1 protein-coding gene and 1 pseudogene are annotated in these 1,850 nt (G+C 38.3%); both read right to left on the reverse strand.

Annotation, left to right across the window (positions count from 1 at the left end; translation table 11 throughout):
- Positions 1 to 271: 271 nt before the first annotated feature.
- A pseudogene (locus PX636_RS17940) lies at positions 272 to 556 on the reverse strand (hypothetical protein); the annotation flags it as partial.
- Between the two features lie 184 nt (positions 557 to 740).
- A complete protein-coding gene (locus PX636_RS17945) occupies positions 741 to 1,655 on the reverse strand; it encodes a hypothetical protein (RefSeq protein WP_288118141.1) in 915 nt (304 codons plus the stop codon).
- Positions 1,656 to 1,850 lie beyond the last annotated feature (195 nt).

A 1,850-nucleotide genomic window follows, 5' to 3' on the forward strand; every position in this document is an offset into this window, starting at 1 on the left:
GAGAGGCTATGGCTTTAGAAACTTTCGGAATTTTTGGGTTAGAAGTATGTTATCTTGGCATCTTGTATGTTGATTTAGCATAAAGGGTAACGAAGAGCCATATTTTCTTTTAAAAGCCGCTAAAGTAGCTTGTACTAACGCTAAACCATAAGCATCTTTTCAGGTCTATCGCAATTCTTCATCTGTTAAATAATACCCTGCCGTTTTACGCCGTTTATTGCTTCTTTGAATCTGTTTAAGCTAAGACGTATTTTAACCCAGCTTAATTAATTTATTCAGAGAGGAATCGTCGGATTAAATCTTCTCGTGAAGACTCCAATAATAAACGACTAGACTCCATCGGTGATAACTTGAGCAACTCATCAATGACTTTTATTAAAGACTCATCCAATTCTCCAAACCTCACTTGCATTAAATTTTCAATAATTTGTCGTTGTCCTTGTTGAAGTCCTTGTTGAAGTCCTTCCCGTTTAGTCGCCTCTTTCCACTCTAAATAAGATTGAGATAAAGCCATAAATACCTCCCTATCTTCTGATTTTAAAAGATTGTTAATTTGGTTGTTCGTTACCCGGTATGGTTCGATCTGGTGGCATAAATCGACTAAATTCTTGTCTAGCAAGAGACTTAATTGATTAGTTCGTTCTAGATTTACAAATATCGCTAAATGTCATTCCCTATAAGGGTTTAATCTCTTATAATCCCGTCCCTTGCATAACACAAACTGAAGAACCTTAATTAATTTATTCAGAGAGGAATCGTCTGATTAAATCTTCCCGTGAAGAGTCCAATAATAAACGACTAGACTCCATCGGTGATAACTTAAGCAACTCATCAATGACTTTTATTAAAGACTCATCCAATTCTCCAAACCTCACTTGCATTAAATTTTCAATAATTTGTCGTTGTCCTTGTTGAATTCCTTGTTGAATTCCTTGTTGAATTCCTTCTCGTTTGGTCGCCTCTTTCCACTCTAAATAAGATTGAGATAAAGCCATAAATACCTCCCTATCTTCTGATTCTAAAAGATTGTTAATTTCAACACTCACACGCCAACTGATCAATAATTCCATGACATTTTGACGGAAGGAATCGCCAGATGGCAACTCAAGCAACTCTCTCACCGCTTGGCTTTGGGTTTTCCCCCGTCCCAACAATCTTAACAGTAAAGTGTCTGGGGTAATAGGTAACTGATTAATCGCTATAATTGCCGTTCGGTGAGAGGGAGATAAAAAGTAAATCCCTTCTGTCCAGTTTTCTAGTTCTAATTTAGCATCAAAACTCTCTAGGATCTGGAAACTAATAGAAGTAGCCAAAATCCATAATCTAGGTAAGTCATCCTCGTTTAACTCAGTTTTTTCCCGTTTCCCTTTCCGTTGAAGTTCAGCGAAAATCGAAAACAGTTTTAAGATACAGTTGCGAATTTCCGTTCGATTGGGAGCATTGCGAAAAGGCTCAAGCAAAGTGCTTGTTGTCACCATTTGCCCTAAAAGACCCAAAGATTGAGCATTTCCCCGCATATTAGGGTGAGGAGAGAAGAAAATATCCACCTGACGGGTTTCATCCGCCACCTCTTTGCTGACTTCCACCTTTCCCAGGGGAGACAGTAATTCTTCTAGGTATTGTTTGGCAAATTGGTCGTGAGGTTGTCGAGTCATGTCTTCAATCTTAGATCAGAAAAGACCCGACCGCACCCGACCCATTTCATAACCTCAGCTTATCAATGGTATAAGTAACAATAGTTTCAAACCCCTTTACAAACCGTTACAAACTCTCTAAGATAGAGACATCATCAATCGTACCTCGATAACTTAATAGGAATCATAAACCAATGACCACCACTCTACAACAGC

Source organism: Microcystis sp. M53598_WE2 (assembly GCF_030067735.1).
Taxonomy (GTDB): Bacteria; Cyanobacteriota; Cyanobacteriia; order Cyanobacteriales; family Microcystaceae; genus Microcystis; species Microcystis aeruginosa.

Bases quoted from the DNA above. Each gene is read 5' to 3' on its own strand.
- PX636_RS17945 (WP_288118141.1), bottom strand. From the start codon at position 1,655: ATGACTCGACAACCTCACGACCAATTTGCCAAACAATACCTAGAAGAA.